Origin of the sequence: Chryseobacterium metallicongregator (assembly GCF_031324065.1) — a bacterium.
In the GTDB taxonomy this organism is placed as follows: Bacteria; Bacteroidota; Bacteroidia; order Flavobacteriales; family Weeksellaceae; genus Chryseobacterium; species Chryseobacterium metallicongregator.
The window spans coordinates 226,308-249,233 of the sequence record NZ_JAVIXS010000014.1; the positions used below are offsets into that span (position 1 = coordinate 226,308).

At 36.0% G+C, this 22,926-nt stretch carries 15 protein-coding genes and 1 riboswitch; of the genes, 11 read left to right on the plus strand and 4 right to left on the minus strand.

From position 1 onward, the window contains the following. Positions 1 to 3: 3 nt before the first annotated feature. The 7 genes from REB14_RS14500 (at position 4) to pckA (ending at position 10,882) form a co-directional block, all read left to right on the plus strand. Positions 4 to 1,464, plus strand: coding sequence for a RagB/SusD family nutrient uptake outer membrane protein (locus REB14_RS14500; protein ID WP_079240173.1), 1,461 nt, complete (start codon positions 4 to 6; stop codon positions 1,462 to 1,464). Positions 1,465 to 1,755: 291 nt separating this feature from the next. Continuing rightward, positions 1,756 to 3,693, plus strand: coding sequence for a putative porin (locus REB14_RS14505; RefSeq protein WP_079240174.1), 1,938 nt, complete (start codon positions 1,756 to 1,758; stop codon positions 3,691 to 3,693). A 12-nt stretch (positions 3,694 to 3,705) separates the two neighbouring features. Then, entirely contained in the window at positions 3,706 to 5,292 is a 1,587-nt protein-coding gene (gene bshC / locus REB14_RS14510; RefSeq protein WP_309522507.1) for a bacillithiol biosynthesis cysteine-adding enzyme BshC, read from the plus strand. 38 nt (positions 5,293 to 5,330) lie between these two features. Continuing rightward, positions 5,331 to 7,277 (plus strand): LysM peptidoglycan-binding domain-containing protein, encoded by a 1,947-nt coding sequence (locus tag REB14_RS14515; RefSeq protein WP_309522508.1) that lies wholly within the window; start codon positions 5,331 to 5,333, stop codon positions 7,275 to 7,277. Positions 7,278 to 7,347: 70 nt separating this feature from the next. Next, the gene (gene fabD, locus REB14_RS14520; protein WP_079240177.1) at positions 7,348 to 8,223 is read left to right on the plus strand and encodes an ACP S-malonyltransferase; all 876 of its coding nucleotides are present in this window, start codon (positions 7,348 to 7,350) and stop codon (positions 8,221 to 8,223) included. Between the two features lie 9 nt (positions 8,224 to 8,232). Then, the gene (locus REB14_RS14525) at positions 8,233 to 9,138 is read left to right on the plus strand and encodes a GYDIA family GHMP kinase (RefSeq protein ID WP_309522509.1); all 906 of its coding nucleotides are present in this window, start codon (positions 8,233 to 8,235) and stop codon (positions 9,136 to 9,138) included. Positions 9,139 to 9,265: 127 nt separating this feature from the next. Next, on the plus strand, positions 9,266 to 10,882 hold the full coding sequence (gene pckA, locus REB14_RS14530; RefSeq protein WP_079240179.1) for a phosphoenolpyruvate carboxykinase (ATP): 1,617 nt from the start codon (positions 9,266 to 9,268) through the stop codon (positions 10,880 to 10,882). Positions 10,883 to 10,929: 47 nt separating this feature from the next. On the opposite strand, the gene REB14_RS14535 is transcribed toward pckA, so the two are convergent. Then, complete coding sequence (locus REB14_RS14535; RefSeq protein ID WP_079240180.1) at positions 10,930 to 11,367, minus strand: hypothetical protein; 438 nt, start codon at positions 11,365 to 11,367, stop codon at positions 10,930 to 10,932. A 63-nt stretch (positions 11,368 to 11,430) separates the two neighbouring features. Then, positions 11,431 to 11,838: a type II 3-dehydroquinate dehydratase gene (locus tag REB14_RS14540; protein WP_079240181.1), complete on the minus strand. Its 408-nt coding sequence runs from the start codon at positions 11,836 to 11,838 to the stop codon at positions 11,431 to 11,433. A 245-nt stretch (positions 11,839 to 12,083) separates the two neighbouring features. Next, positions 12,084 to 12,182: riboswitch (SAM riboswitch) on the plus strand. 83 nt (positions 12,183 to 12,265) lie between these two features. On the opposite strand from REB14_RS14540, the gene REB14_RS14545 reads away from it, so the two are divergent. Further along, positions 12,266 to 15,199: a SusC/RagA family TonB-linked outer membrane protein gene (locus REB14_RS14545; protein WP_309522510.1), complete on the plus strand. Its 2,934-nt coding sequence runs from the start codon at positions 12,266 to 12,268 to the stop codon at positions 15,197 to 15,199. A gap of 18 nt (positions 15,200 to 15,217) precedes the next feature. After that, positions 15,218 to 16,711: a RagB/SusD family nutrient uptake outer membrane protein gene (locus tag REB14_RS14550; protein WP_309522511.1), complete on the plus strand. Its 1,494-nt coding sequence runs from the start codon at positions 15,218 to 15,220 to the stop codon at positions 16,709 to 16,711. Between the two features lie 142 nt (positions 16,712 to 16,853). Here the strand turns inward: REB14_RS14550 and REB14_RS14555 are convergent, their stop codons facing one another. Together REB14_RS14555 and REB14_RS14560 are read right to left on the minus strand one after the other, a co-directional pair. Next, positions 16,854 to 17,366 (minus strand): hypothetical protein, encoded by a 513-nt coding sequence (locus tag REB14_RS14555; protein ID WP_309522512.1) that lies wholly within the window; start codon positions 17,364 to 17,366, stop codon positions 16,854 to 16,856. Between the two features lie 13 nt (positions 17,367 to 17,379). Continuing rightward, positions 17,380 to 17,850, minus strand: a complete 471-nt coding sequence (locus REB14_RS14560; protein WP_309522513.1) for a hypothetical protein — start codon at positions 17,848 to 17,850, stop codon at positions 17,380 to 17,382. Positions 17,851 to 18,016: 166 nt separating this feature from the next. On the opposite strand from REB14_RS14560, the gene REB14_RS14565 reads away from it, so the two are divergent. Both REB14_RS14565 and REB14_RS14570 read left to right on the plus strand, forming a co-directional pair. Further along, entirely contained in the window at positions 18,017 to 18,340 is a 324-nt protein-coding gene (locus REB14_RS14565; protein WP_309522514.1) for a DUF6660 family protein, read from the plus strand. A gap of 146 nt (positions 18,341 to 18,486) precedes the next feature. Further along, on the plus strand, positions 18,487 to 22,848 hold the full coding sequence (locus tag REB14_RS14570) for a CusA/CzcA family heavy metal efflux RND transporter (protein ID WP_309522515.1): 4,362 nt from the start codon (positions 18,487 to 18,489) through the stop codon (positions 22,846 to 22,848). The last annotated feature ends 78 nt before the right edge of the window (positions 22,849 to 22,926 follow it).

The following is a 22,926-nucleotide window of genomic DNA, read 5'->3' on the forward strand; positions in this document are numbered from 1 at the left end:
AAAATGAAAAAATACTTAATAGCATTTTCAGTTATTGCCCTTACTTCTACTGCAGTTACTTCGTGTGGTGAAGACTTTGTGGATACTGAATTTTTCCAAAGCAAGCCTCAGGAAGATATTAAAACAATAGAAGAGCTTCAGTCTTTTGTATTCGGAGCTTATGGTACTATGAGAGGTGCTTCTTATTATGGATGTGATTTTGTAACAATTCCTGAATTAAGGAGTGATGGAATGTATTCTAATAACCGTTCAGGATATTATAGTACAGTTTCAAACTATACAATGCTTTCTGGTGATGCTTACGCATCAGGTCCATATACTGCAATGTATACAACAATTGCTAAGACTAACATCATTCTTGGAACTTCAAATAACTTAAGCTGGGGTGAAACAGTTGATCCAAATCAGATTGCTCTGAAAATAAAGCAGCTTAAAGGACAAGCTTATGCAGTAAGAGCGCAGGCTTTGTTTGATGCTTTAAGATTATTTGGGCAGCAGTATTCTGGTGGAACTACTGGAGTTGTTGTTCCTCTTCAGTTTAATCCTTCTGCTAATATGGCTCGTTCAACAGTTCAGCAGACACAAGCTCAAATTGAAGCAGATTTTAATAGTGCATTAACTAACCTTACAGGAAATGCTAATCAGGTTTATAGTGATAAAACTGTATTAAATGAATTCTCAGTTAAGGCTTTGATGTCTAGATATTATCTATACAAAGGAGATTATGCTAAGGTACGTTCATTAGTAAACGATGTTGTAGCATCTGGGAAATATAGTGTAATTCCTCGTGATTCATATTTAACAAGCTGGACACTTAATAATGCATCTTCTAACTCAGTGTTTGAATTAGCTGTTGGACCAATTGCTGCTTTAGGTTCTACAAGTATTAACTCTAAAATTAGCCCAACTAACGGATATCAAAATATGCCAGTTAAAGCTAATCTTGTATCTTCTATCCCAGCTCAAGATATCAGAAGAGATATATTTGCTGCAAGTGGTAATACTTCAGGAACATTTATTGCTGCAAAGTATCCTAATACTAACGGAGAAGATAATATTAGAGTTTCTAGATACGAAGAGGTTATCCTTAATGGTATTGAAGCTGAGCTTAATGGAGGAAGTACTGCTAAAGCTCAGGATTATTGGGAACTAATTTTGAGAAATAGATTAACAAGTTATAAAGATGCTGGTGGGAATACAATAACTGTTGACGCTCAAATTCTAGCAGCTGGAACAGTTGATATGACTAAGCTAAAAGCTGAAAGAAGAAAAGAGCTTGTTGGTGAAGGTTTCAGAATGTGGGATTTACTAAGATGGGGAGGACCTATTCCTAAAAATGCTACTAATGGTAACGTAACAGCTAACATTGCAATTGGAGATAACAAATTGGCATTCCCAATTCCTTTAGCAGAAACTAACGTTGCTGGAACTTTGGTAAAATCAAACCCTGGTTACGATAACTAATTATCAAATCTGATATATAAAAAAGAAGCCACCTTTTAAAGGTGGCTTTTTTATTCACTCAAAATCTTAAAAAAGCCTGTCATACTTACTTATTATAGGATGAGTGTGGTAAATGTTTGTAGACAAGAAGAGAATTTAAAAAGACTGTTTTATTCAAGCTGCTATCATGATAGCAATATGGTACTAATTAGGTATGTTATCATAGCCTCAAAATAGTTACTAAGCCCAGGATACCAATCAAACAGTTTTCATGTCCTTTTATTTCTTATTTTTGCTGTACAATAATGAATAATGAAGTACATCCTTTTCATACTCTTCTCTTTAGGTTTTGTAGCCAAGGCTCAGGTCGTTAATAAAGCAGAAACAAAGCCTCAACCTAAAAAAGAAGATACTCTTGTAATAGATTCAGGGAAAAAAGATTCCCTGAAAATTTTCAAACCTACTATAAATGATTACCAGCATCAGACCCAGTTTTCTGAAAAGAAAGTTTTTGATACAGTAATGACTTTTGATAAAACCTATATCTTTTCACAACAAAATAATAAAGATAACTTCGGAAAAGTACAGCCTGCCAACATTGGTTCAGGATTTAATCCTCTTGTATTTGAAGTTAATGATGAACAAAATCTCTCTTTATTGCCATCCAATAAATCTTACATGATCATTGGAGCCAATGATGTGAAATATTATGACGTAAAAACACCTACAGCTACATTTTTATATCATAATGCCATGCGAAACGGTGCTGCCCTCAAATCTACCTATACTCAGAATATCGGGAAAAGATTCAATTTTGCGCTTGAATATATGGGGCTTCGTTCGCAGGGACTTTACAGAAACTCCTTGTCAGCTAATAACAATACTTTATTTTCTGGACATTATGTTTCAAAAAACGGGAACTATGAGCTTTTTGCCCATTATCTTCACCAGAATGTAAATAATCAGGAAAGTGGAGGGATTACTGAAGATAACCTGTTTCAGAGTGGGGACAGCAATTATAGCAACAGACAAAACGCACAGGTAAATCTGGCTTCTTCAAGCTCGCAGTTTTCTTACAGAAGATATTATCTGAGCCATCAGTTTACTCCATTCAATTCTGATAAATTTCCTTTTAGCATAAGACATATTCTTTCTCATCAGGGAAATAAATATTACTATAATCAAACTGCTTTGGAGCCTTATTGGTATGACGCTCCTACAGATTTAGTGAATGGCTTTCCATTGACCACCAAAAAATATTCTGAGAATTTCAGTAATACCGTAAGCTTGATTTTTAATAATGAAAAATTCAAATTGGATGCTGGGGTACGTTATCAGATCATTAAATTCGGGATAAGAGATGTTGTTGCACTCAACAACGTGCCTTTTCCTGGCGAGCTGAAAGAAAACAGAATCGGAGCTGTAGGAAATTTGCAGGTAAAACTATGGGATAAAATTCAATTGAATTCATTCCTGGAATTTTCAAACGGAAGCCAGTTTAAAAGTTACCTGAAGACAACCAATAACCTGAAGTTCGAGCCTATAAAAGATTATTTCGTTAATGCTAAGGTTAATTTCCAAAGTGCCTATCCTTCATTCAATTATTTATTGAATACTTCTGTTTATAATAATTTCAATTATTATCTTGAAAATGCAAAGAACCAATCGGTAATGGAAGTGGGAGGAAGCATCAATCTGAAATGGTTTAAAACTGAAATTTTCGCCAATTACTTCAGAATCGATAACTATACTTACTTTGACAGCAATGGAAGTCCGAAGCAAAGTGATAATTCTGTCAATATCTCTCAGATCGGAGGAGACGCTACATTCAGCTTCAACAAATTCCATCTGAACACCAGAGTGCATTTCCAGAATACCTTAACGAATAAAGAACTGCTTCCAATGCCAGGATTTATCGGTAGAGCCAATTTCTTCTATCAGACACAGGCCTTCAAAAAAGCAGCAGAAATTCAGGCAGGTGTTAAAGTATACTATTTCTCTAAGTTTGCATCAAGAGATTATTTTCCTGTTCTTAATGAATATATTCTTCCAAGAGCAGATTCATTCTCAATTGGAGGACAGCCTATCGCTGATGTTTATATTAATATGAAGGTTAAAAAAATGTTCTTTTTCATAGAAGGGCAGCAGATAGGAACTGTTATTTCCAATAACAAAGCATATGCATTTCCACATTATCCGGTGTATGATTTCAGATTGAATATCGGAATCGTGTGGTATTTGTTCAACTAAAAACTGTACAGGTTGAAAACAATTAATAAAATATCATTTAACGATATAGAAAGCATTCCTCAGCTGGTAAAAGATTTTTTAAATCAAAAAATTGAGGGTTTTGAAAATAATACATTTTCCCTAGATCATTTCAGACAGCAGATTCATCTGAAGAAAGATTCTTTTACCTCTGAAAAAAGAAACATTTTAGCTGACGTGTTTGAAGGACAGTTAGAAAACCTTTCTCTATCCTCAAAACAGAAAGAAAATCTTGAGAATCTTAAACTGCCCAATACATTTACGATAACAACAGGACATCAGTTGAACCTATTCTCAGGGCCTGTTTTCTTTGTGTATAAAATTCTTCAGACCATCAAGACATGCAGCTATCTGAAAGAAAATTTCCCGGACTTTAACTTTGTTCCGGTTTATTGGATGGCTTCAGAGGATCATGACTTTGCTGAGATCAATCATTTTAAAACCGAAAACAATTATTACGAAACCAACGAGAAATCCGGAGGTCCGGTAGGTCGAATTGAAATCAGTGATACCTATTTTATTTCGGAATTTGAAAAAGAATTCAAAGATTCTATTTTCGGTACAGAGCTGATCTTAATGATGAAGGAAGCTTATAAAGCAGGAAACACTTTAACGGAAGCCATTAAGACTCTTGTCAACCGTCTTTTTTCAGAATTCGGGCTTTTGATTCTGGATGGAGATTCTAAGGAACTTAAAAATCAAATGAAAGCGATTTTTAAAGATGAGCTTCTTCATTTCAGCTTACAGAAAACTTCTGAAGATAAAGTAAAGTTTCTGACAGAGAAATACGGAAAGGTTCAGGTAAATCCTCGTGAAATAAACCTTTTCTACCTTTCTGAAACGAGAGACAGAATAGAATTTAACGGTCAGCAGTATAATATTGTAGATAAACCTATCCAGTTTACAGAAGAAGAAATTCTTGCCGAATTGGAAAATCATCCTGAAAAATTCAGTCCGAATGCATTGATGCGTCCGGTATATCAGGAAAATGTACTTCCCAATCTGGCTTATATTGGAGGTAATGCCGAAATCATGTACTGGCTGGAATTGAAAGATTATTTCTCAAAAATTAATACTCCTTTCCCAATTCTGATTCCAAGAAACTCTATGCTTTTTCTGAAAGAAAAGACTTTGGGAAAAATTGAGAAGCTTGATCTTAAAATTGAAGATTTTTTTCAGAACTTCTCAGTACTTACCAATCAGAAGATTTTAAAAGATAATCCGATTTTACAATTACTCGAAGAAAAAGAAGAATTACTGATCAATAGTTTTTCTATATTGAAAACTTCAGCAGAAACCACTGAGAAATCTTTCGGTAATATGGTGAAAGCAGAAGAAGTGCGACAATTAAAATCATTTAAAAGAATGAAAAAACGTCTGCTTCATGCTGAAAAAATAAAACAGAATGAATTACTGGAACGACTTGAAAATCTGTTTTTAGATGTTCATCCCGCAAAAACATGGCAGGAGAGAGTATATAATTTTAGCGTATTCTTTTCAGATTATGGTTATTCGTGGCTTGAAAATTGTTTGGAAGAAATGGTGGTTCAAGATTCAAAATTAATAATTGTTGCCATTTAATTTTAAAGAAGTATTTTTGTAAATTATAATTATCGAATATGATAAAGAGGTTTTTTATTCTATCCAGTTTATGTATGGTTTTGGGAGTTTCAGCCCAGAAATCACATACGGTTGTGCAAGGTGACAACCCTTACAACATTGCCAAAAAGTATGGAATGACTGTAGATGAATTGCTGAAGCTAAACCCAAAACATAAAGATGGCAAATTGGCGATCGGTGATGTTTTAACTATAAAATCAGATAAAGCAGCCACTGCGGTTGTGACAAAAGCAGTTCCAACAGAAAAAGCAACTTCAACAACAAGTGTTTCTTCTCTTGGGAAAATTGTTTTACTGCCAAAACAAACGATCTATGGCATTACAAAACAATACAGAATTTCTGAAACTGATCTGAGAAAACTGAATCCTGAATTGGATTCTCACATGAAGATCGGAGATGAAATTACCTTACCTCTTGCCAGCATTAAAAAATATGGAGGAGAGCAACAGGCCGTTACCACAGAAAAACATACTGAAACTCCAGTAGAAAAAAAAACAACAACTACCCCTGCAGAAGGAGAATCTTATGTTATCCAGGCTAAAGATAATTATTACAGAATTACAAAGCAGTTTGGCATCAGCCAGCAGGACCTATATGCTTTAAATCCAGGATTGGAAGAAAAAGGACTGAAACCTGGGGATACCATTAAAATAAAAAGAACAAACACGACTGCCAATACTGATACCGTTACAGAAACTGCAAATCCAAAAGCAAAAATGGATTCCGGGAACGAAAAATCAACCGCTGCTTCCAATGTTGCAGTAGGTGATGATTATGTAACCTATACAGTTCAGCAGGGAGATACAGTATTCTCTATCGTTAATAAATTCGGTGTTTCTATTGATGAACTTATCGCTCTTAACCCGGATCTTTCACATGGTTTGAAGACTGGAATGGTTCTAAAAATCAAAAAGCAGGATGCAGCATACGTGAAGAAAAACGGTGATGCTTTAAGTGTTATCTTAATGCTTCCTTTCGGGTACAGTACTAACGAAACCCAATACAGAGGAATGGCGCTTGACTTTTTGACAGGAGCTAAACTTGCTATTGAAAGAAATGCAAGAGGAGGACAGAAACTGGATATCAAAGTTGTAGATTCAGGAAATGAAGCTTCGTTCAAAAATTCTTTAACGCAGATTAATCCTGATAATACAGATCTTATTATTGGACCTTTCTTTAAATCCAATGTAATTGATGTTCTTGATTTTACTAAAAATCAGAAAATCCCGGTTGTAGCACCATTTGCCAACTCTCCGGAACTTTATAACTACAGCAATCTTATTATTGTTGAAACAAACAATCAGACCTATGCTGATAAGATTGTAGAAGAAGTAAAAGGAATTTATTCTGATCAGAAAATATATATAGTGGCAGATGCTAAAAAAGAAGATGCCAATTATATCAAAGCAGGACTTGAAAAAGCGGTGAAAAATCCTAATATTATTATTGTTAATTCCCCGGCAGATATCCAGCCGGATCAGAATATGATGACAGGACAGTCTGCACCGGTTATTGCTATTTTAGCGAATGATGATAATGCTGCAGGAGATGCTTTTGCTAACAGAATGATTGCGATGTCTAAAGAAGTTCAGGGAATAAAAGCCTTCAGTATGTTCTATTCTCCGGTTTTTGAGAAGAGAGTAGACGAACTGAGCCAGGCAAGCCTGGTCTATCTGATGGATAGAAAGATTAATACAGACGGTAATTTTGAAAAAGAAATTCTGGCTGCTTATAAAAGCAAATACTGCAAAACTCCACCAAAATATGCTATCGTAGGTTTTGATGTTGTCAACGACATGTTAACCAGAGAAAATAAAAAAGGAGAGATATTTAAACAGATGAATAAAGTTCAGACTCAGCTTGCTACCAAATTTGAGTTTGTAAAATCTAAAGCTAATGGTGCTTATGTAAATACTGGTTATAGAGTAATCAGGTTAGTACCTTAAATGATTTATAGCTGTTTAAAAGAATATTGTTAACATTATAGTTATATTTGCATAATATTTAATTCAATACATGAAAGCACTTGTATTTCCAGGGCAGGGTTCTCAGTTCGTAGGAATGGGAAAAGAATTGTATGATTCTAGAAAAGATATTAAAGATCTGATGGAATCTGCCAATGAAATTTTAGGTTTCGACATTCTTTCCATTATGTTTAACGGTACGGATGCGGATCTTAAGAAAACAGAGGTTACCCAGCCTTCAATATTTATACATTCAGTAGCAGCATTAAAAGCCGTAAATGGTCTTGGTGCTGAAATGGTAGCAGGACACTCTTTAGGAGAGTTTTCAGCTTTAGTTGCCAACGGAGTTTTATCCTTTGATGACGGTTTGAAATTAGTTTCTGAAAGAGCAAAGGCTATGCAGGAAGCTTGCGATGCCAATCCAAGTTCTATGGCAGCGATCTTAGGATTAGACGATGCTAAGGTTGAAGAAATTTGTGCACAGATCAGCGGTATTGTTGTTCCTGCCAACTATAACTGTCCAGGACAATTGGTAATTTCCGGTGAAACTCCTGCAGTAGAAGAAGCTTGCGCCAAACTGAAAGAAGCAGGTGCTAAAAGAGCATTGCTATTGCCAGTAAATGGAGCTTTCCATTCTCCATTGATGCAGCCTGCACAAGAAAGACTGGCCGCAGCTATCGAAAAAACAAAATTCAGAAAAGCAACCATTCCTGTATACCAGAATATCACGACAACAGCGGTAACCAATCCTGATGAGATCAAACAGAACCTGATCGCTCAGCTTACCGGTCCTGTAAAATGGACACAATCTGTTCAGAATATGATTAAAGACGGTGCCTCTAATTTCGTAGAAGTAGGCCCAGGAAAAACCCTTCAGGGATTGATCAAAAAAATTGACGGATCAGTAGAAGCTACTTCTGCAATCTAAACAAAAAATATGAGCGCGATATTTTCACCGGGCAAGCTTATGCTTACTTCAGAATATTTCGCAATAGACGGAGCTCTTGTCTTAGCGGTACCTACCAAGCTGGGACAAGAGTTTTTCTTTGAAGAAAAAGAAGATGGAAAATCCCTTATTCTTTGGGAAGCCTATCATCAGAATACACTATGGTTGAAGGCTGTCATTGATTATAAAACCTGGCAGATCCTGGAAACCAATATTCCATCAAGTGCTGAATTTATTACCAAAACATTACAAAATGTTCAGCAGCTTTCTAATAGTAAATTCAAAACTGATCTTACTTATCATTTAAAAACCAATCTTCAGTTTCCGGCAGATTACGGACTTGGAAGCAGCTCTACTCTGATGAATAATCTTGCAGAATGGGCCGGAATAGACCCGTTTTATCTTAATACAATCAGTTTAGGAGGCAGTGGATACGATATTGCGGTGGCGAAAGAAAAGGCTGCCGTTCTTTTCCAAAGTAAACCTGAAATAAAATATGAAAAGGTTAATTTCAATCCTTCTTTTAAAAATGAACTGATTTTTATTCACTTAAATCAGAAACAGGATAGCAGAGAAGGAATCAATTTTTACAAGTCAAAAAAGAAGTCTCCGGAATTGGTTAATGAATTTTCTGATCTTACAAAAAAAATATTGTTATGTAATGAATTGGAAAATTTTTCTGAATTAATGATGGTTCATGAACATAAAATTGCTAATTTTCTTGAAATTTCCACAGTTAAAGAGAAACTGTTCTCAGATTGCCCTTCTTTTGTCAAAAGTTTAGGGGCATGGGGCGGAGATTTTGTAATGAGTGCCAAATTTGGGGGCTATAAGAACTATTTTTGGGAGAAAGGTTTTCCTTCGGTTTTTGAATGGGAAAATATAATTGACTTGTAATCAGATTATTACAATCCTGTTTTTTTATTTGCCATTCTGACTTATATCAGTATATTTAAACCACCTTTAACAAATAATTAATATTATTTTTGTTGAAGTCAATAAAGAAATAGAAAATATAAGTAAAATGAAAAACACTAAAATCATCCAGGATTTAGAGAAATTGGGGATTAAAGGAAACTATGAAGTAGTGTATAATCCTTCTTATGAAGAATTATACCAGGCTGAAGTTTCTTCTGAAAATCAGGGATTTGAGAAAGCTGAACTTACGGAATCTGGCGCGGTGTCAGTAAAAACAGGAATTTTCACAGGTCGTTCACCTAAAGACAGATATATTGTTCAGGATGATGTTACAAGAGATACAATTTTCTGGGATGGTAAAGTAAACTTACCTACTACTGCAGAAATTTTCGGTTCTTGTAAAGAACTAGTGCTGAACCAGCTTGCTGAATCTAAAAAGATCTATGTAGTAGATACATTCTGCGGAACGAATGCAGATACGAGACTTAAAGTAAGATTTATCGTTGAAGTAGCATGGCAGGCGCATTTTGTTACTAATATGTTTATCCGCCCTTCTCACTATGAGCTTGAAAACTTTGGAGAGCCTGATTTCACAGTAATCAACGGTTCTAAAACAATAAACCCTAACTGGGAAGCTCAAGGATTGAATTCTGAAAACTTCATCATGTTCAACCTTACTGAAAAACTACAGATCATCGGAGGTACATGGTACGGAGGTGAAATGAAAAAAGGGATGTTCGCCATGATGAACTATTACCTTCCATTAAAAGGTATGGCTTCAATGCACTGTTCTGCTAACGTAGGAGAAAAAGGTGATGTAGCTTTATTTTTTGGTCTTTCAGGTACAGGAAAAACGACTCTGTCTGCAGATCCGAAAAGATATCTTATTGGTGATGACGAACATGGTTGGGATAACAACGGAGTATTTAACTATGAAGGTGGATGCTACGCTAAAGTTATCGACTTATCTGAAGAAAAAGAACCGGATATCTTTGCTGCCATCAAAAGAGATGCACTTCTTGAAAACGTTGTTGTGAACAATGGAGTAGCAGATTATACAGACGGATCAATCACTGAGAATACAAGAGTTTCTTATCCAATTTATCATATCAACAAAATTGTATTGCCTTCTAAAGCAGGTCATGCTAAGAAGATTGTTTATCTTTCAGCAGATGCATTCGGAGTACTTCCTCCGGTTTCCATCTTGAATGAAGATCAGGCTCAATACCACTTCCTTTGCGGTTATACATCAAAACTAGCTGGAACAGAAAGAGGAATTACAGAACCTCAGCCATCTTTCTCACCTGCATTTGGTGAAGCATTCCTTACATTACACCCAACAATGTATTCTAAAACATTGATCGGTAAAATGCAAGAGCACGGAGCTAAAGCATATTTGGTAAATACAGGTTGGAATGGTACTGGAAAGAGAATTTCTCTGAAAGATACAAGAGCAATCATTGATGCAATCATTGACGGATCTATCGATAATGCTCCAAAAACTCAGGTTCCAATCATGAATCTTGAGATTCCTACTGAATTGCCAAACGTTTCTACAGGTATTTTAGATCCTAGAGATACCTATGAAAGCGCTTCAGAATGGGAAGAAAAAGCAAAAGATCTTGCTTCAAGATATATCAAAAACTTTGAGCAGTATTGTGATACTGAAGAAGGTAAGAAATTAGTTGCTTCAGGACCTCAATTACAGGAACAGACCATCTAATAGTTCTCTATAACATAAAAAGCCTCATCACAGATGAGGCTTTTTTATTAATATTTTTTACAGTTTTCAATCAACTCATTCTGTTCATCAAGTTTTAAGACCGTTGATTTGATTGATTCTTCAGTTAAATGTTTTATGATCATAAAATGTTTTGAAGAAAAGTAAGATTCTTCGTCCAATATCTTATCTAAATACTTTGGAGTAGCGAAGGTCATCCAGTATTTTACTTTGTTGGAAAAGGTAATAGTTACTTCTATGGCATCAGATTCAATATTTTCTATTGGATCATCTATGTTAATAGAAATGATTTCCGGTTCATTGTCTGCACTGAAATACAACTTTGAATACCACCTAAGTTTTCCCTCATTATTCCAGACTTTTATATTTTCAACGTTGATTTCTTCGATAATATAAGATTTTCTCTTCGTTAATTGTCCGGAATATGGCCCAATGATTTTACAATAAATCTTATCCTTTATCTTCATCAATTATTTTCTTACTTTCCTTAATTATCTGTAGAAATCTGTAGGAATATTTAAGTTATGAAATTACTTCAGGCTCAATAAAGCCAATCTGTACCCATCCATTCCAAAGCCGGATAAAACAGCATCTGTATTCGCTGCCGTCACAGATTTCTGGCGGAATTCTTCTCTTTTGTATATATTGCTGATATGTACTTCTACTTTTGGCTTGCGGATATTCTTCAAACAATCAGCGATAGCATAAGAATAATGGGTAAATGCTCCCGGGTTAATCACCACTGCATCAAAATTATCCTCCTGAAGTCTGTTGATAAGCTCGCCCTCAATATTGGACTGATAATACTGTATTTCATGAGACTGAAACTCGGATTTTAAATTTTCCAAATAACTTTCCATGGAAACATTTCCATAAATTTCCGGTTCTCTTGTGCCTAACAGATTGAGGTTAGGGCCGTTGATGATCAAAACTTTCATACTATAAAATTAAAAAGTTTTTTCAATTAATAATACAAAAATTAAGGTCTCCTCAAATATTTATTCCATTGAATTATTAATAATGATATTTGTCATGTTTGAATAAATGATAACGACTGCAACTCCTTGTTGTAATGAGTTTTATTAAAATTTTATGTTAATTATTAAAAATTTATCATGAAAAATAAATAAGTCTACTTGTTTTGTAGACTAAAAGTTTTTAGCTTTGCAAACATATTTCGATCGGCTTATAAAGAAAGATGGAGGGAACTGACCCTGTGAAGTCTTAACAACCTACCCATTGGGCAAGGTGTTACGTTCAGCCTTTTAAGGAAAAATAAGCATTTGTTTTATCGTATTTATCGATGCCCTTTGCTGACTTTTCTGCAAAGGGCTAAATTTTAATATATGATAAATAAAATTGATTATGATTAGTAAAAATTTATTTAATTCTAAAGCTTGGATACCTCCCGTTGCTGCTTTTTTTCTGGGAATTATCAGTGTAAATGCACAGAATTCCAAGCCGAAAAAAGATAGCCTTCATGAAAAAGAGATTGATGAAGTAGTAGTGGTAGCTTACGGAAAAGCGAAAAGAAACAGCTATACCGGTTCCGTAGCTACAATTTCCAGTGATAAAATCAATAACAGACCTGTAACGAATATTACGAAAGCATTAGAAGGACAGGTTGCAGGGATTCAGACTACCAGTGCATCAGGCCAGCCAGGTGCTGTTTCTACTATCAGAATCAGAGGAATTGGCTCAATCAGTGCTTCCAGTGATCCTTTATACGTTGTAGACGGAATTCCTTTCGATGGAAACCTGAACTCTATCAGCCCAAGCGATATTGAATCAATCAGTGTTTTGAAAGATGCTACAGCAAGTGCTTTGTATGGTTCAAGGGGAGCAAACGGAATTATTATCATTACTACAAAATCAGGTAAAAAAGGAGAGGCCAGAGTTAATTTTAATATCAGTCAGGGATTCTCCGGAAGAGCCGTAAAAGATTATGAACAGGTAAATACAGATCAGTATTTTCAACTGTACTGGGAAGCATTGAGAAATGGATATCAATCCGGAAAAGTTTCTTCTCAGCAGGCAGCTCAGATGGCAACAGACAACCTTGTTTCTTCACTGGGGATTAATCCATATGGGACAACTTATCCAAAACCGGTAGGTACAGATGGAAAACTATTACCTGGCGCATCACCACTTTGGAATGATGACTGGAGAGATATCTTGCAGAGAGTGGCTTCAAGAAATCAGGTGGATCTTGATATCAGCGGAGGAAGTGAGAAAAGTAATTATTTCTTCTCTCTGGGGTATCTGGATGATAAAGGAATGGCAATTGAATCGGGATATAAAAGATATAATACCCGATTAAAGATCAATTCTGAAGTTAAAAAATGGCTGAATGTTGGGGTGAACTTAAGTTATACAAACAGTATTCAGCAGGCACCTACTTCTTCAGATTCCAAAGCCAGTAACATCATCAATGCGGCAAGATTTATTCCTTCATTCTATCCTTATTATGAAAGAAATGCTGACGGAACTTATATTTTGGATGCTGATGGAAACCCGATTTATGATTTTGGAAAATACAGACCTACGAATGCGCTTCAAAATCAGAATGCTGCTGCAACCTTACCATTAGACAAAAACGAGAATAAAGAAGATAACTTTTCAGGGAAAGGATTCATGGAATTCACTTTCTTACCGGAACTGAAATTCAAGACGAGTTTCTCTGTTGATTTGGTGAATTATAACGGACATTATTATTCAAATCCATTATTGGGGCAAGGTGCTGAAATTGGAGGTTCAGTAACGAAAACCAATACCAGAACATTATCTTATACCACCAGTAATATTCTGACGTATGATAAAAAGTTTGGAAAACATCATGTCAATGCATTGGCAGGACACGAATTCTATAAATATGATTATCAGACAATCTCCGGAACAAGAAGTCAGTTCTCGCTGCCTTATTATTATGAGCCGGATGCCGCTTCTTTACTGGGAAGTTTCAGCGGAAACAGTAATAAATTGAGTTTATTGAGTTTCCTTGGAAAAGTAGAGTATGATTACAACAATACCTATTTCTTATCTGCATCAGGAAGGGCAGACAGCTCTTCAAGATTTGCAAAAGATAACAGATGGGGAAGATTCTGGTCAGTAGGAGGTTCATGGAAGATTTCCAATGAAGAATTTATTAAAAGTTTAAACGTATTCAACCAATTGACATTGCGTGCAAGCTACGGAGGTCAGGGGAATGATAAATTGCTTAGACCCAACGGGCAGCCGCTTTATTATGCTTATCAGGAGTTGTACAGATTTATCAGCCTTGGTGGAGAACCGGGAACAACGCTGGAAAAAACGTCTACCAATAATGTGAAATGGGAAACCAACCTTAATTTAAATGTAGGATTGGAATTCGCAATTCTGAATAACAGAGTTAAAGGAAATATCGAATATTTTAAAAGAAAAAGTCAGGACCTTTTGTTTAATATGCCTGTAGCACCATCATTGGGAATCAGTGATTATCCGGCGAATATCGGAACCATTCAGAATACAGGATTTGAATTTTCATTATTCACAACACCCGTTAAGAATGATAATTTCCAATGGAATGTAGATGTGAATCTGAGTACTTTAAACAATAAGGTAACGAAACTACCCGGAGGTTCTCTTGTAGTAGGAACTAAGCTGTTGACAGTAGGAGGTTCAGTATACGACTTCTTTATTCCGGAGTGGGCTGGAGTTGATCCAAGTAATGGAAAGCCTTTGTGGAAAACAGTTGCTACCGATGCCAGCGGAAATTCAGTAGAAGGAACGACTTCGGAATATTCAAAAGCCACAAAGCTCTTACAAGGTTCAGCTTTGCCTAAACTGACAGGAGGAATCAGTACAAGTATCACCTATAAGAATTTTGATTTTTCAGGATTACTGACATTCAAAATCGGAGGAAAAATTTTAGATACCGATTATACTTCCATCATGCATAACGGAAGTGCAGGAGGACGTGCGTGGAGCGCTGAAATGCTAAACAGATGGACTCTGGAAAATCCTTATACGGATGTTCCTGGATTAAGTACAACAACGAATAACTGGACCTCAACATCTTCAAGATTCCTTTACTCCGGAACATATGCAAGACTTAAAAATGTAAGCTTAGGATATACCCTTCCTGAGGATTATTTTGAGAAAATAGGACTTAAGAAATTCAGAATTTATATCCAGGCAGAAAACCTTCTGACCTTCTATAAACATAAAGGAATGGATCCTGAGCAGGCATTGGACGGAACAACGTATTACAGATATCCTGCCATGAGAACTATCACTTTTGGGCTTCAGGCAACTCTTTAACCTTTTAAAATTGAAACAATGAAAAAATTAAAATACATATCGTTTGCACTTATCGGATTTTTGTCGCTGACAAGCTGTGAAAGTGAACTGGATACTGCTCCGACTGATCAGGCTAGCAGCGTAGAAGTTTTCAAAACAGCTGAAAGTGCAGAAACTGTAGTAAACGGTACGTGGGCAAAATTTAATAATGACGGAACAACATATGCCAATATCGGGTATTCCACAGTTTTAAGAGCCAGTGATGCGATGGGAAGTGATGTGGCTGTATTGACTAATAAATATGGTTTTGCTTCAACCTATGCATTTACTGAAATGGTAAACAGTACAGCAAGCAGACCTTTATTTATCTGGACGATGTTGTATTCCACCATTAATAATATGAACAATGTGATTACAAGAATTGATGGAACAGAAGGAAGTCAGGAGAAAAAGAATCAGGTGAAAGGTCAGGCTAAAGCATTGCGTGCTTTCTGTTATCTGAATCTGGCGAGTTTTTATCAGTTCAGCTACCTTAAAGACAAATCAGCATTGACCGCTCCAATTTATACTGAGCCATCTACAACAACTACAGTAGGGAAGAAGAGAGCAAGTCTTGAAGAAATTTATACTTTGATTAAAAGTGATCTTACTGATGCAGATAACCTGTTGAAAACTTATACTAGAAATAACAAGGATAAAATCAACCGTGCCGTAGTGAATGGGCTTTTGGCCAGAACTTACCTGAATACAGGTGAATGGAGTAAAGCTTTAGCATCTGCGAAGATTGCAAGAGAAGGATTCCCTCTGATGGCTCCTGAAAAATATAAAGATGGCTTTAATGATATCAACAATGCAGAATGGATTTGGGGTCATGGGCAAACGCAGGAACAGTCTGATGCAAGTTATGCTTTCCATTATCTGGATGTATCTTCATCAGGAAGTTATTATTACAGCTTTATGGCGGATCCTTATTTTAAAGATCTTTTTGATGGCAATGATATCAGATCCCAGTTATTTTCATGGGACGGACAAAAAGGAAGGGAAGGACTACTGAGGTATGCTAAGTTTAAATTTAAACCAACCCTTATTGCAGATATCGTTTATATGAGAGCTGCTGAAATGTATCTGATTGAAGCTGAAGCTGAAGCCAGAACTGGAAATGTCTCTCAGGCAGTAGCCGTTCTGAATCAGTTGAAATCTGCCAGAAATGCCAATATTTATAATGGTTCATTATCACAGAATGAGGTTGTAGCAGCAGTCCTGGTCGAAAGAAGAAAAGAATTATTTGGAGAGGGATTTTCCCTTTCAGATATTATCAGAACGCAGGGAGCTGTAGTAAGAAAACCGTTTGTAGATGCTGATGGCAAACCGATAAAAGTTCAGATTACTACACCAGATGGTACGGTGAAAACAGTAGATGGTAGGGGGCATTCTGTTCTCGATTTTCCGGATAAATCTGCTTTCACATCCAATAGTAATTATTATTTATTCAGTATTCCACAAAGAGAATCTGAAAACAACCCGAACTTATAAGAGGACATACTTATAATTAGATTTGATTTTTAGCCACTGCTTTTGCGGTGGTTTTTGTTTTTAAAGTTATTTTCATCAGTCATTGAAAAATAACCTTTCCAAAACCAATTATTCCAATTTGTTGACCTGCTTTATTGATTTACTATTTTATGGGTAAATTTTTTCTTTTCTCAAAAACAGCAACTAAACCTTCATTAAAAATAATTTTATTGTTGTTTATTTTACCTTTAGTTATATATCTTGTATACCAATTTTTTGAATCTGGAGAATTTCCAAATTGTTCAAGTTGAATAGTATTATTTTTTATTCTATATTTTCCTCCATAATAAACAGAGTTTTTTCCTCTATGGATATCAAATTTTCCAAAATACATAAGTGATTCATTCTTAAAAAAAACATTCTTATGAAAAATGATTATCCTTGGATTCTTCATCTCTTCTTTATTATAAGATCTCCCTTCAAACACCTGAACATAATATGCTGTGGTATCTATTGCCTTTAGATCTTCTTCGCTTGGTTCTTCTTTAAATGAATATTGTGCCTTATCATTTAATAAAGGTTCACCATATTTATCTTTTTCAATTTTATATAGTTTTTGTCCGTAACTGCTTAGAAATACCATCGTGCAGAATATTGAAAAAATATATTTAATCATAATCATATATTTTTTATTCATATGCTATAGTAGAAGGTTTCAGTTGTTTCACTTCATTTTTGTTGAAGATAATATCCTGTATAGTTTTGTTAATTCTTTCGAATTTTTTTCCATTATAGCAGAACCATCCTTCTTCAGCATTGTGAATATATTCTACATTAATATTGTTCAGACTCAATCTGTCATAAATTTTAGGATTATATCCCCATATAGAACAATCAATTGTAGAAGGAAGATTTTCAAAGCTATTTTCTGAAAAAGTTTTCAGAATTTTCTCTTTTTCTTCTGTGGTTAAATTGACCTTTATTGTAGCTGAATCGGAATCATAGTTTCGTGTAAACAAACTTGTTTTTGAATCATAGGTATCAGTCAAATCTTTATAAATGAATGATGAATTCTGGTTTATTGTATTTTGCTTATCACATGATATCAGACTAATGATAATCAGCAAATAACAGGTGATAAAAAAGTGATTATTTTTCATATGTGCCCTTTTTGATATTGAGTTATTTTTATTTTCAATGATATGAATTTTATTTTTATCATAAAGGCCTTGGTATGTATTTGTGAATAGGTTTTTACATAAAGAATGTTAGTTAAATACTTAATATGAATAATTCATTTTAGAAAAAATCTCTACCTTTGTAACAATGAACCTCTTAAGATGGATACTTGCATTTTATTTCATGGCGTTATCATTGATGCCATGTGAAGATACGTCCCATCCGTTGAATTCAGGAGATAATAAGATCTCATTAAGTATTCACGGTGTTCATTCTACAGAAAAAGGAGATATCTGTTCTCCACTGTGTGCATGCAGCTGCTGTCAGATGACGGTTTCAGCATTTAAAATGGATCCTTTATTGGAGATTCCTGAGCAGATCCCTGCTTACTTTTCAAAGAAGATCTTATTTCACAAAAACGACTTTGCCTACCAGATCTACAATCCTATCTGGCAGCCTCCTAAAATTTAATTTTTATTGACTTTTAGAAAGTTATGCTTTCTAATACTTAACTGTGCTTGAAACTTTGCAATACCATTGCAGAGGTTTTCAGGATATTTTTGCTGCAGTATTTTATGCTGTGTGCATTCATTTTCAATAAAAATTACCTAAAAATCGTGTTAGATAAAATCATAAAATTCAGTATTAAAAATAAGGTGATCATTGGGTTGATGACTCTGGTACTGATCATCTGGGGAACGTGGAGTGCCACCAGATTGCCAATAGATGCTGTGCCGGATATCACCAACAATCAGGTGCAGATCATTACCGTATGTCCTACATTGGCGGGACAGGAAGTAGAACAGCTGGTTACTTTTCCCATTGAGCAAAGTATTGCCAATGTTCCCGATATTCAGGAGACAAGAAGTATTTCAAGATTCGGGCTCTCTGTGATTACAGTGGTGTTCAAAGAAAATGTAGATGTGTACTTTGCGAGACAGCTCATTAATGAACAACTGAAAAATGCAGTGGAAGAAATTCCAAAAGGAGTAGGAACTCCTGAGCTGGCCCCTGTAAGTACAGGCCTTGGAGAAGTATATCAGTATATTCTTCACCCTAAAAAAGGAAGCGAAAAGAAATACAATGCCAAAGAACTCCGTACCATGCAGGACTGGATCGTTCGAAGACAGCTGAACGGAACGCCGGGAGTGGCAGAAATCAACAGTTTCGGAGGAGAATTAAAACAATATGAAGTGGCCATTGATCCCAATCGTTTAAAAGCAATGGGAACAAGTATTACTGAAATATTTACAGCGCTTGAAAAAAACAATCAGAATACAGGAGGAGCTTATATTGATAAAAAGCCCAATGCTTATTTTATCCGTGGGATAGGGTTAGTAACCTCCCTTGAAGACATCAAAAACATAGCCGTTAAAAATGAAACAGGAAGCGTTCCGATCTTTATCAAAGATGTCGCTGATGTTCGGTTAGGAAGTGCTGTTCGTTACGGTGCATTAACCTATGACGGAAAAGTAGATGCCGTAGGTGGAGTCGTGATGATGCTGAAAGGAGCGAACAGTAATGAAGTGGTAAACAATATCAAAGCAAAAATTCCTACCATTCAGAAATCTCTTCCCAATGATGTTATCATAGAACCGTTTCTGGACAGAACAGATCTTGTAGACAGAGCTATCAATACTGTACAGAAAAACCTTGTTGAAGGAGCACTGATCGTTATTTTCGTACTTGTAATTTTCCTTGGAAACCTTAGGGCAGGGCTTATCGTGGCTTCTGCTATTCCGCTTTCCTTACTGTTTGCGCTGGGAATGATGAATGTTTTTGGAGTAAGTGCCAACCTGATGAGCCTTGGGGCAATAGATTTCGGATTAATTGTGGATGGTGCGGTAATTATTGTAGAAGCCACCTTGCATCATTTAGGAGTAAGGAAATCTGCCCGTGCATTAACGCAGTCTGAGATGGATGAAGAAGTATTTCTTTCTGCCTCAAAGATCAGAAGCAGCGCTGCTTTCGGGGAAATCATTATTCTTATCGTATACATCCCGATTCTTACTTTGGCCGGAGTGGAAGGGAAAATGTTTACTCCAATGGCAAAAACAGTAGGATTTGCCATTTTAGGAGCTTTAATTTTATCCCTGACCTACATTCCAATGATGAGCGCCCTGTTTTTATCTAAGAAAATATCTCATAAAGAAACGTTCTCTGATAAAATGATGAATAGCCTGCAAAAGATTTATCAGCCATTATTGCAGAAATCAATAAAAATGAAATACGCAATTGTTTCAGCAACGGCTGTAGTCTTTCTTATCTCTGCGTTTATTTTTAAAAATATGGGTGGTGAGTTTATTCCTCAGCTGCAGGAAGGAGATTATGCATTTCACTGTATCTTACCGCAGGGAAGCTCATTAAGTCAGAGTATAGAAACCTCCATGCAGGCATCAAGAATTATCAAACAGTTTGATGAGGTCAAAATGGTAGTCGGGAAAACTGGTTCCGCTGAAGTTCCTACAGACCCTATGCCGCCTGAAGCAACCGATATGATTGTGGTATTGAAACCACAAAGCGAATGGAAAACCAAGAAATCTTACGACGAACTGGCAGATGAGATCAGTGAAAAACTGGAAACAATTCCAGGGGTATTCTTTGAGAAAAACCAGCCTATCCAGATGCGTTTCAATGAATTGATGACAGGAATCCGACAGGATGTTGCTGTAAAGATTTTCGGAGAGAATCTTGATTCATTAGCCGTGTATGCAGATAAGGTGGGGAAAATTATTCAGACAGTAGATGGGGCTACTGCGCCTCAGATTGAAAGAGTGAGCGGTCTTCCGCAGATTAATGTTCAATATGACAGAACAAGAATCGCTAATTATGGATTGAATATCGAAGATGTCAATAATGCCGTAAGTACAGCCTTTGCAGGAAAAGCTGCCGGACAGGTTTTTGAAAATGAAAGACGTTTTGATCTCGTAGTCCGTCTGGATAGCCTTCACAGAACCGATATTTCGGATGTGAATAATCTGATGATCACTTCTGCTACCGGAGCTCAGATTCCACTATCGCAGGTAGCAAATATAAGCTACAAATTAGGACCCGCACAGATCAGCCGTGAGCAGGGAAAACGTAGAATAGTTATCGGATTTAATGTAAAAGACCGTGATGTAGAAAGTGTGGTGAAAGATATTCAGGCAAAACTGGATAAAGTGAAACTGCCTTCCGGATATTACTTTACCTATGGTGGACAGTTTGAAAACCTTCAGGAAGCAAGCAAACGTCTGATGATCGCTGTTCCGGTTTCATTGCTTCTTATTTTTATGCTGCTGTATTTTACTTTCCGTTCATTCAAACAAGCTGCATTGATTTTTACTGCGATTCCTATGAGTGCTATTGGTGGAGTATTTGCCCTTTTAATAAGAGATATGCCATTCAGTATCAGTGCCGGAATTGGATTTATTGCCCTTTTTGGAGTGGCAGTACTGAACGGAATTGTTTTGATAGGAACATTCAACCAGTTAGAAAAAGAAGGTGAAACAGATATTCTGAAAAGAGTATTTGAAGGAACAAAAACCAGATTGAGACCTGTATTAATGACCGCTACAGTGGCTTCATTAGGGTTTTTACCAATGGCTATTTCCACCGGAGCCGGAGCCGAAGTACAGAAACCTCTTGCCACAGTAGTAATTGGTGGTTTGGTAACAGCTACTTTCCTTACGCTATTTGTTTTGCCGATGCTGTATATCATTTTTAACACAAAAATTTTGAAAAGAAAAAACAATAATCCGGGAACATTTACAGTAGTTCTTGTCTTAGGATTCATGATGCTGGGACAAACTTTTAAAGCGCAGTCCAGACCGGTTTCTGTAGAACAGGCGGTAGAACAGGCAGTCAATAATAACTTAACCTTACAGTCGAAAGATTTAAGCATTAAATCTGCGGAAGTATTAAGGGCAACTGCGAAAGAGCTTCCTAAATTAAGCTTTGAAGCTCAACTGGGACAATACAACAGTCCGAAGTTTGACCAGTCGTTTGCCATTTCACAGAGCATTCCTTTTCCTACCCTTTTTAAAGCAAGAAAAGATGTAATTAATGAGAATATTAAAAGCAAGCAGATTGATAAAGAAATCACAGCGAATGAACTGATAAAACAGGTTCGTACCTATTATTATCAGATTGAATATCTTCAGTATAATAAAGCCCAACTGACCAGTCTGGATAAATATTATGAGGAATTTATCAGAATTGCAACCGTAAGATTCAAAGCGGGTGATATCAAAAAGATTGAAATTAGTACTGCAGAAACCCAAAAGGGAGAAATTGATCTGCTGCTCAGACAAAATGAAGTCTTTCTGAATAATGCTTATAAGAATTTAAAGACATTGATGAACACTTCAGAAGATTTTGAAGTTCCGTTTAATAAAGATTATGTTCCTTTAAAAGCAGAAAATGTACTTGACAGTGCAGTGGTGGCCAACAACCCGTCTGTAAGAGCTTTTTATCAGGAAATGGAAATTGCTGAGAAAAATAAAAAAGTTGAAAAATCTCTTGGACTCCCTGATTTCAGCTTAGGATATACCAATCAGTCTTTGATAGGCCTTCATACCATCAACGGACAGGAAAATTTTTATAACTCAGGAAAACGTTTTCAGTCGGCAACAGTGGGAGTAGCAATTCCTTTGACCTTTGGAGCAACAAAAGCAAGAATTCAGGCATTGGAATATGACAGACAGGTTGCGGAAACCAATGCCAAAATGCAGAAGAAACAACTTGCTGCTCAATTGGAAAACGCTTTTAGTCAGTACCAGCAGGATATTCAGCAGTATGATTATTATACAAGCCAGACACTGCCCAATGCAGAGAAAATTGTAAAGGCTGCCCAATTAGGATATAAAACAGGGGAAATTTCTTATGTAGAATATCTTTTTGCCCTGCAAACGGCTACCAATATTCAGTTAAAATATCTGGAATCTATCCAGCAGGTGAATCAATCTGTTGTAATCATCAATTCAATCATTAATAAATAATATGAAAGCGCTGTTAACAAAATTTTCTGCCAGACCAATGAAAACGATGGCATACGGCATTAGACAAAATACATTTTT